This is a genomic window from Mesorhizobium sp. M7A.F.Ca.CA.004.06.1.1 (genome assembly GCF_003999135.1).
Classification (GTDB): Bacteria; Pseudomonadota; Alphaproteobacteria; order Rhizobiales; family Rhizobiaceae; genus Mesorhizobium.
This window is the reverse complement of the sequence record NZ_RZPQ01000152.1, coordinates 1-9,554: the sequence shown is the minus strand read 5'-3', so window position 1 is coordinate 9,554 and position 9,554 is coordinate 1. Positions and strand designations below refer to the sequence as shown.

At 63.7% G+C, this 9,554-nt stretch carries 6 protein-coding genes and 1 pseudogene; 2 read left to right on the top strand and 5 right to left on the bottom strand.

The annotated features are described in order from the left end of the window. Both EN906_RS12115 and EN906_RS12110 read left to right on the top strand, forming a co-directional pair. Nucleotides 1–978 (top strand): annotated as a pseudogene (locus EN906_RS12115) (phosphomannomutase/phosphoglucomutase); the annotation flags it as partial. A gap of 11 nt (nucleotides 979–989) precedes the next feature. Further along, nucleotides 990–3,230, top strand: a complete 2,241-nt coding sequence (locus EN906_RS12110; RefSeq protein ID WP_127269980.1) for a mannose-1-phosphate guanylyltransferase/mannose-6-phosphate isomerase — start codon at nucleotides 990–992, stop codon at nucleotides 3,228–3,230. A gap of 7 nt (nucleotides 3,231–3,237) precedes the next feature. On the opposite strand, the gene betB is transcribed toward EN906_RS12110, so the two are convergent. The 5 genes from betB to betI are packed head-to-tail and all read right to left on the bottom strand — an operon-like array spanning nucleotide 3,238 to nucleotide 9,520. Continuing rightward, a complete protein-coding gene (gene betB, locus EN906_RS12105) occupies nucleotides 3,238–4,701 on the bottom strand; it encodes a betaine-aldehyde dehydrogenase (protein WP_127375188.1) in 1,464 nt (487 codons plus the stop codon). A gap of 56 nt (nucleotides 4,702–4,757) precedes the next feature. Further along, on the bottom strand, nucleotides 4,758–6,410 hold the full coding sequence (gene betA / locus EN906_RS12100) for a choline dehydrogenase (protein WP_127267970.1): 1,653 nt from the start codon (nucleotides 6,408–6,410) through the stop codon (nucleotides 4,758–4,760). Continuing rightward, nucleotides 6,403–7,404, bottom strand: a complete 1,002-nt coding sequence (locus EN906_RS12095) for a threonine/serine dehydratase (RefSeq protein ID WP_127267969.1) — start codon at nucleotides 7,402–7,404, stop codon at nucleotides 6,403–6,405. The genes betA and EN906_RS12095 overlap by 8 nt, the downstream gene beginning before the upstream one ends. Further along, a complete protein-coding gene (gene betC / locus EN906_RS12090; protein WP_127375187.1) occupies nucleotides 7,404–8,933 on the bottom strand; it encodes a choline-sulfatase in 1,530 nt (509 codons plus the stop codon). The genes EN906_RS12095 and betC overlap by 1 nt, the downstream gene beginning before the upstream one ends. After that, a complete protein-coding gene (gene betI / locus EN906_RS12085) occupies nucleotides 8,930–9,520 on the bottom strand; it encodes a transcriptional regulator BetI (RefSeq protein ID WP_127267967.1) in 591 nt (196 codons plus the stop codon). Before betI ends, betC begins: the two co-directional genes overlap by 4 nt. Nucleotides 9,521–9,554: the final 34 nt, after the last annotated feature.

The window sequence follows — 9,554 nt, the reverse complement described above, 5'->3', positions numbered from 1 at the left end:
ACCTATCTCGACGATCTGACCCGCGACAAGCGCATCGCCCGAAAGCTGAAAGTGGTCGCAGCCTGCGGCAATGGCACCGCCGGCGCCTTCGCGCCGCGGGCGTTGCAGCGCATCGGCTGCGAGGTCATCGCGCTCGACGTCGAGCTCGACCATACATTTCCGCGCTACAATCCCAATCCCGAGGACATGCGGATGCTGCATGCCATCCGGGACAAGGTGCTGGCATCAGGCGCCGACATCGGCCTTGGCTTCGACGGCGATGGCGACCGCTGCGGCGTCGTCGACAATGAAGGCAATGAAATTTTTGCCGACAAGGTCGGTGTGATGCTGGCAAGGGATATTTCCAGCCGGCATCCCAACTCGACCTTCGTCGTCGACGTCAAATCGACCGGCCTGTTCCATACCGACGCAATGCTGCGCGCCAATGGCGCCGTCGCTGACTATTGGAAAACCGGCCATTCCTACATCAAGCGCCGCGTCGCCGAACTCGGTGCTGTCGCCGGTTTCGAAAAGTCGGGTCATTTCTTTTTCAATCCGCCGATCGGGCGCGGATATGACGACGGGCTGGTCACTGCCATCGCCATCTGCCAAATGCTGGATCGCAGCCTGGGCAATTCGATGGCCGATCTTTATCGCGCCCTGCCGCTGACCTTCGGCACGCCGACCATGTCGCCTCACTGCGCGGACGACGTGAAGTATGGCGTTGTCGAGCGGGTGGTTGCCGACTTTCGGGCCATGAAGCGGGATGGAATGGTTTTCGCTGGCCAGAAGATCGCAGACCTCATCACCGTCAACGGCGTGCGCGTCGTCGCCGACGACGGCACCTGGGGGCTGGTGCGCGCCTCATCGAACAAACCGGAACTGGTCGTGGTGGTCGAAAGCCCGGTGTCGTCGCAGCGTCGACGGGAGATGTTCGAGGCTGTCGACGCCGTGCTGCGCCGCAGCCCCGAGGTGGGCGCCTACAACCAGACCTTTTGAATGGTAGTTGAATGACCGAGCGGATTGTCAGTTTTGTCATGAGCGGCGGCGTCGGCTCGAGGTTGTGGCCGCTGTCGCGCGAGGACAACCCCAAGCAGTTCCACGATCTGTCCGGCGATGGCTCGATGCTGGCCAAGACCTTGCGTCGGCTGACGGCCCGGCCGGAAGGCGAAACGCCGATCTTCCTGATCGCCGCGGAGCGCCATGCTGATCGCGTTCACGCCGATCTTGCTGGTCTCGACCTGGCCGGCGGCGGTCCGCTGTTCGAGCCGACCGGGCGCAACACAGCCGCCGCCGTCGCACTGGCGACGCTGCGCACGCTGTCCGAATTCGGTGACAGCCTGGTGCTGGTGATGCCGTCGGATCATGAGATATCGACCCCGCGCCAATTCTGGCATAGCGTCGAAGCCGGCACCGAGGCAGCGCGTAGTGGACGGCTGGTGGTGTTCGGCATCAAGCCGACACAGCCCGAGACCGGCTACGGCTATATCGAGGTCGCGGCCGAAAGCGGCGGCACCTTCGATGTGTCGCGCTTCGTCGAAAAGCCGGATATTGAGACTGCGCAAAGCTATCTCAAGGCCGGAAATTTCTACTGGAACACCGGTATCTTCCTGTTTCGCGCCGTCGCCATGCGTGATGCCTTCATAGCGTTCCAGCCGGATATCTGGCTGGCCACCGAAGCAGCTTACAGGGCAGCGACATCGGATCTGTCCGGCCTTTACATGCCGCTAGAACTCTACGCCGCCATTCCGTCGAACTCGATCGACTACGCCATCATGGAGCGGGCAAAAGACATCGCCATGGTGCCGGCCGGCTTCCGCTGGAACGATCTCGGCTCCTGGCAGTCGCTGCTCGATGTCGGCCCCGCCGACGACCGGGGCAATGTCATCATCGGCGATGTCGTCGCTATCGATTGCGAGAATTCCTACATTCGCAGTGATGGCCGCCTGCTGTCGGCGATCGGCATGAAGGACATCGCCATCGTTTCGACATCGGATGCCACCTTCGTCGCCCCGGTCAGCCACAGCCAGCACGTCAAGAAGATCGTCGAGCAGCTCGAAAAATCGGGTCGCCTGGAAACCAGGTTCACGCCGGCGCATGACCGCGTCATCGAAAGCGGCGCCTGGCGCCGGCGCGTGCATCACTGGCTGTTTCAGGAGACCTTGCCGCTGTGGTCGACATCGGGGGTCGACGAACGCCATGGCGGCTTTCACGAAGCGCTCGGCCTGGACGCCTCGCCGCTGATGAAGCCCAAGCGCATGCGCACCATGGCAAGGCAGGTCTATGCTTTCGCCGTCGCCCGAGCGCGCGGCTGGGACGGTCCGGCCGACCGGCTGATCAGCCACGGCATCACCTTCATGGCCGGCAAGGGCCGCACCGACAAGGGCGGCTGGGTTCGCACGCTGAATGTCGACGGCTCGGTCGCCGACGCCACCGAGGATGCCTACGATCATTCCTGCGTGCTCCTGGCGCTCGCGCATGCGCATATGTCTGGCAATCCAGACGCCTTGCGCCTCGGCGAGGAAACCTTCGCCTTTCTCGATGCGCATCTCGAAGACAGCCGCATGACCGGCTTCCTCGAGACATCGGACGGCAAAGGCGAGCGCCGCTCCAACCCGCATATGCATCTGCTCGAGGCCTTCCTCGCTTGGCATCAGGCGACTGGCGAGCGCGCCCATCTGCGCCGCGCAGCGCGCATCATCGACCTCTTCCGAAGTCATTTCTTCGATCCGGAAAGCTGGACGCTTGGCGAGTATTTCGATGCCGAATGGAAGCCATCCGCAGGAGAGAAAGGGTCATGGACCGAGCCTGGCCACCATTTCGAGTGGGCCTCGCTGCTGGTCGATTTCGCTGGACGCAGCGGCCAGGCCGAATTGAGCGGCTTTGCCAGAAAACTTTACGCGTCGGCCACTGCCAATGGCCTCAACCGCGCCACCGGCCTTGCCTATGGCGCCGTCTCGCGGCAGGGCCTGCCGCTCGACCTGATATCACGCAGCTGGCCGCAGGCCGAAGCGGTGAAGGCGGCTATCGCGCTGGATGGTTCGGGCGGGCCGGACCTGAAGCCCGAGATCGAAGCGCGCGTCGGCCGGCTGTTTCGCTGGCACATCGACCCGGCGCCGCTCGGCCTGTGGATCGACCGCATCGACGAGCGCGGCCGCTCACTGGCATCGGACGTGCCGGCCAGCATCTTCTACCACCTGGTCTGTGCGCTGACCCAGTATCTGGATGGGACGGCCGATCCGAAGGCGTAGGACTTGATCAGTACGGGCTCGCCACATCCCCGGTCTCGACATAGATCGACTTCAGCTGCGAATAGAGTGCCAGCGCCGCCAATGAATTCTCACGTCCGATGCCCGACTGTTTGAAGCCGCCGAACGGGATTTCGACCGGCGTCAGATTATAGGCGTTGATCCAGCAGGTGCCGGCCTGTAGCTCGGCAATGACGCGGTGGGCGCGCGGCAGGTCACGCGTGAAGACGCCGGCGGCAAGGCCGAATTCGGTGTCGTTGGCGCGGTTGATCACCTCGTCCTCACCGTCGAATTTCAGCACGCTCATGACAGGCCCGAAAATCTCCTCGCGGGCGATGCGCATTGTGTCGGTGACGCCGGTGAACACCGTTGGCTCGACAAAGAATCCGCCCTGGAAACCCTGCAGCGAAGGCACGTTGCCGCCACAGGCAAGCGTTGCTCCGTCCTGCTTGCCGATCTCGATATAGCCCACTACCTTGTAGTGCTGCGCCTTGGAAACCAGCGGTCCCATCTGGGTTTCGGGGTCGAGCGGGTCGCCGATGCGGATTTTCTTGGTCCGCTCGATCAGACGCTCGACGAAGCGGTCGTGAATGCCGCTCTGCACGAAGACGCGCGTGCCGTTGGAACAGATCTGCCCGGTCGAATAGAAATTGCCGAGCATGGCGCCGCCAATGGCGTTCTCGATGTCGGCATCGTCGAACACGATCAGCGGCGACTTGCCGCCAAGCTCCATCGTCGCGTGCTTCATCTCCGAGCCGGCGAGCGACAGCACCTTGCGGCCGGTCGGCACCGAGCCGGTCACCGAGACCTTGGCGACGACATCGTGGCCGACGAGCCCGGCGCCAACATCGCCATAGCCTTGCACCACGTTGAACAGGCCGTCAGGCAGCCCGGCCTCGCTGTAGATCTCGGCCAATGCGAGTGCTGAAAGCGGCGTGTTTTCCGATGGCTTGAACACCATGGCGTTGCCCATGGCGAGCGCCGGTGCCGATTTCCAGCCGGCGATCTGGATCGGGTAGTTCCAGGCGCCGATGCCGACACAGACGCCGAGCGCTTCGCGCCTTGTGTAGGCGAAGGGTCCGCCGAGATCGACCGACTCGCCATTGTAGGCGGCAACCGCACCGCCGAAATATTCAAGGCAGTCCGCTGCCGATGGGGCGTCCGCCACCAGCGTTTCCTGGATCGCCTTGCCTGTATCCAGTGTCTCGATGCGGGCGAGGTCGGCGTTGCGGGCGCGCAATATGTCGGCGGCGCGGCGCAGGATGCGCCCGCGCTCGACCGGCTTCAGCCGCGCCCAGGCGGGCTGCGCCGCCCGCGCCGCCTCGACGGCGAGTTCCAGCACGTTCGGCGTTGCCGAACGCAGCATGGCGATGGTCTCACCGGTTGCCGGATAGATGACCGGCAGCGGCGCGCCGCCTTCGTCCTCGATGTAGCGTCCGTTGACATAGTGCGATGCCGTGGGCTGGGCGCGCATGGGAGGTCTCCAAATCGTCTTCGCGGCATGCATGATCGTGCAGTCACGATCATGCTCTATCTGTCCGACGCCTGCCAGCTCGGATTGATCCATGGTTCCTGGTTGGACGGCGCCAGCGGCGTCCGGCCAAGGATGTGATCGGAAGCCTTCTCCCCGGTCATGATCGATGGCGCATTGAGATTGCCGTTGGTGACGCGCGGGAAGATCGAGGAATCGGCGACTCGCAAGCCTTCGACGCCAATGACCCGGCATTCCGGATCGACGACGCTCATCATGTCGTCGGCGCGGCCCATCTTGCAAGTGCCGCAAGGATGGTAGGCGCTCTCGGCATGATCGCGGATGAAGATGTCGAGCTCGTCGTCCGACTGCATGTGGCTGCCCGGCGAGATTTCCTTGCCCCGATAGGGGTCGAACGCCGACTGCCCGAAGATCTCGCGCGTCAGCCTGATGCAGTGGCGGAACTCGGCCCAATCGTCTGGATGCGACATGTAGTTGAAGCGGATCACCGGCTTGGATTTCGGGTCCGGCGAACGCAGCGTCACCGAACCGCGCGACTTCGAGCGCATCGGTCCGACATGCGCCTGGAAGCCGTGCGATTTCGCAGCCGCCTTGCCGTCATAGCGGACTGCCGCCGGGATGAAATGGTACTGGATATCGGGGTAGTCGACGCCGGCGCGCGAGCGCACGAAGGCTGCCGCTTCGAAGTGGTTGGTGGCGCCAAGCCCGGTCTTGAGGAACAACCACTGCGCTCCGATGAGTGCTTTCGAGAACGGGTTCAGCACCGAATTGAGCGTGATCGGCAGCAATGATTCCTGCTGGATGTAGAGCTCCATATGATCCTGCAGATTGCGGCCGACACCGGGCCGGTCGGCCACCACCGGAATGCCGTTTGCGCGCAAATGCTCGGCCGGGCCGATGCCGGACAGCATCAGTATCTTGGGCGAATTGATCGACGATGCGGCGACGATCACCTCACGTCGCGCCTTAACGACCTGAATCTGTTTGTGAGCTTCGATCTCGACGCCGATGGCGCGTTGATTCTCGATGATCACGCGCCGCGCAAAGCCCTTGACCAGACTCACATTTTTGCGCTTCAGCGCCGGCTTCAGATAGGCTGATGCCGCCGACCAGCGGCGGCCGCCGCTGATGGTCTGCTCCATCGGCCCAAACCCTTCCTGCTTGGAACCATTGTAGTCGTCGGTCAGTTCGAACCCGGCCTGGCGACCAGCCTCGACAAAGGCGCCATAGAGCGGATTTTTACGCGAGCCGCGCTGCACATGCAGCGGCCCGCCGTGGCCGCGCCAGCCATCCTCGCCGCCGTCCGAATCTTCCATACGCTTGAAATAGGGGAGCACGTCGGCGAAGCCCCAGCCGGCCGCACCCTCTTCGGCCCAATGGTCGAAATCGCGGGCGTGGCCGCGCACATAGACCATACCGTTGATCGAGGACGAGCCGCCGATCACCTTGCCGCGCGGTGTCGCCAGCACACGGCCGCCGAGATGCGGCTCCGGCTCGCTGGCAAAGCCCCAGTCATAGAGGCTCATGTTGAGCGGGATCGAAAGCGCCGACGGCATCTGGATCAGCGGCCCGATATCGCTGCCGCCGAATTCGATGACGATGACCGAATGCTTGCCGTCTTCAGACAGGCGATAGGCCATGGCCGAGCCGGCCGAGCCGGAGCCGATGATGACGAAATCTGCTTCAAGCATCGTTCATATGCGCCATGAAATCGGCGAGCGAGACATTGCCGCCGGTAGCCACAACAAAGGCGGTCTTGCCCCTCACATCCACCTTGCCGCCGAGCAGTGCGGCGAGCGAGGCGGCCCCCGAGGGCTCGAGCACCAGCTTCATGCGCTCGAAGGCGATCCGCATGGCGCTGCGCACCGATTGGTCGTCGACGGTGATGCCGCGAACACCGGCGGTCTTGACTGCCGCGAAAGGCGCGTCGCCCGGCCGTCGCGACATCAGCCCGTCGCAGATCGACTTCGGCCCGATCGGCATCGTCTCGATGCTGCCATGTGCCAGCGACGAGCCCATGCCGTCGAAACCTTCAGATTCGACGCCGATGATCTCAGTGGCGGGCGACAGATAGTGGAAGGCGAGCGAAACGCCGCCGATCAGCCCACCGCCACCGACCGAGCAGAACAAAAGATCGGCGCTGGCGCCTTTGGCTTCGAGTTGGTCAAGCGCTTCGAGGCCGGCGCCCGCCTGGCCGGCAACGATCTCCGGATCGTCAAATGGATGCAGCAGGGCCAAGCCTTCGGTCTCGGCGATCTCGCGTGCCTTGGCGGCGGCGACTTCCTCACGCGCGCGTTCGCCATGGTCGGTCAGCACGACGCGGGCGCCATAGCCGGCCGTAGCATCACGCTTGGCGGTCGGTGCGTCGATCGGCATGACGATGGTGACGGGAATGCCGAGCGCCTGGCCGGCAGCCGCCAGCCCTTGCGCGAAATTGCCGGAGGAGTAGGCGACGACGCCTTTCCTGGCCTCTTCAGTGGAAAGCTGCTTCAGGCGCCAATAGGCGCCGCGCACCTTGAACGATCCGGCCCATTGCAGCGATTCCGGCTTGATGAAGACGCGGGCCGCACCCGTCTCGCGGGCCAGTACCGCCGATTCCAGCAGCGGTGTGATCTGCGTCGCCCTGGAGGTGACGGCGTAGGCCTGCTTGAGGTGGTCGAGGGAGGGGACGAGAAGGTCTGACATCATTCGCCTCGCGGATACCTTTTGCTCTCTTCGAGATTGTCGAGGTTCATGTGATTGCGCATGTAGCGCTCGGACGCTTTTTGCAGCGGCTGGAAATCCCAGGGGTAATAGGCGCCGTTGCGCAGCGCCGGATAGACGACCCAGCGGCGCGCCTGGCTTTCGCGGACAGCGGCGTCGAAGCCGGCCATGTCCCAGCGCGACTGGACCTTGTCCATGAATGCCGCCACCAGGCCCGCATTGGCCGCGTCATCGACCAGATTGTCCCGTTCGAGCGGATCGGCTTCGAGATCGAACAGTTGCGGCGGATCGAGCTCGCAATGGACGAATTTGTATCTGCCGTCGCGGATCGCCACCAAGGGCGCGTTGGACCCTTCGGCCGCATATTCCATCAGCACCGGCGCGGTGCGCTCAAACCCCTTGGTGAGCGGCAGCAGCGACTGGCCGTCGGTCCACGGCGCGATTGCAGCGATGTCGATGCCGGCGAGGTCGCAAAGCGTCGGCGCCACGTCAAGATTGGAAACCGGCGTCTCGATCAGCCCGGCGTGAACGCCCTTGCCGGCAATCACCAGCGGCACCCGCGCCGAGCCCTCGAAGAAGCTCATCTTGAACCATAGGCCGCGCTCGCCGAGCATGTCGCCGTGGTCCGAGCGGAACAGGATGATGGTGTCGTCGGCCATGCGGGTGCGCTCGAGAACATCCAGGATCTCGCCCAGCTTGTCGTCGACATAGGAGATGTTGGCGAAATAGCCCTGCCGCGAACGACGCACCTGTTCCGGCGTGATCTCGAAGGAAGGATAGTCGCTGGCGTGGTACAGCCGCCGGGAATGCGCATCCTGCTCGTCATGCGCGATGAACCCGGTTTCCGGGTTCAACGCCTGGCAATGCTCATAGAGATCCCAATACTGCTTGCGCGCGACATAGGGATCATGCGGGTGCGACAGCGAGACGGTGAGGCACCATGGCCGATGGCTCGCATCGTCCTGTTCGCGCGAAAGCTGATAGAGCTTCTGTGTGGCTAGGAACACGACCTCGTCGTCATACTCCATCTGGTTGGTGATCTCGGCAACGCCGGCGCCGGTCACCGAGCCCAGATTGTGATACCACCAATCGATACGCTCGCCGGGCTTGCGGTAGTCCGGCGTCCAGCCGAAATCGGCAGGGTAGATGTCGGTCGTCAGCCGTTCCTCGAAACCGTGCAGTTGGTCCGGCCCGACGAAATGCATCTTGCCCGACAGGCAGGTGTAGTAGCCGGCAGCGCGCAGATGATGGGCGAAGGTCGGGATCGACGAGGCGAATTCGGCGGCATTGTCGTAGACGCCGGTGCGCGACGGCAATTGCCCGCTCATGAACGAGGCACGGCCTGGTGCGCAGAGCGGCGAGGCCGTGTAGTTGTTGGCAAAGCGCGCCGATCGCGCAGCCAACGCTTTCAGATGCGGTGTGTGCAGAAAATCCGCCGGGCCGTCCGGAAACAAGGTTCCGTTGAGCTGGTCGACCATGACGATCAGAAAATTGGGTCGCTTCGTTGTCACTGTTTGCGCCGCTCGCCGAGTTTTGTTTCGAGATAGTCCTCGACCAGCGCGATTGCGGTCGCGGCATCAGGCACGCCGTCTTTCAGCGCCCGCCTGATGTAGAGCCCGTCGATCATCGCCGCGGTCGCTTCGGCGGCGCGGTCGGCCTCGGCCCTGGGCAGGATGCCGACAAGCCCGCTCATCAGGTTCGAGTGCAGCCGCCGCGCATAGACCCTGAGCAGCCGGCGCAAGGCCGATGATTTCTGCGCCTCGACATAGAAGGCGAGCCAGGCGGCGATGGTTTCCGGCTGGAACTGGATGTCGGAGAAGTTGACGGTGACCACCGCCGAAACGCGCTGGCGCGCGGTACCAGCCGATTGAAGGGCGCGTCGCATGTCGATGGTCAGTTCGGCCAGGATGTGCCGCATCGTCGCCAGCAACAACTCGTCCTTGGCGCCGAAATAGTGATGGGCAAGAGCCGACGAAACCCCGGCGCGTCCGGCGATCTCGGACATGGTGACGTCGAGCGAGCCGCGCTCGCCGATCGCCGAGATCGTCGCGTCGATCAGCGCCTTGCGGCGCAGCGGTTCCATTCCGACTTTCGGCATCTCGCGATGATCCTTTGAGAAAACAGGATTATTT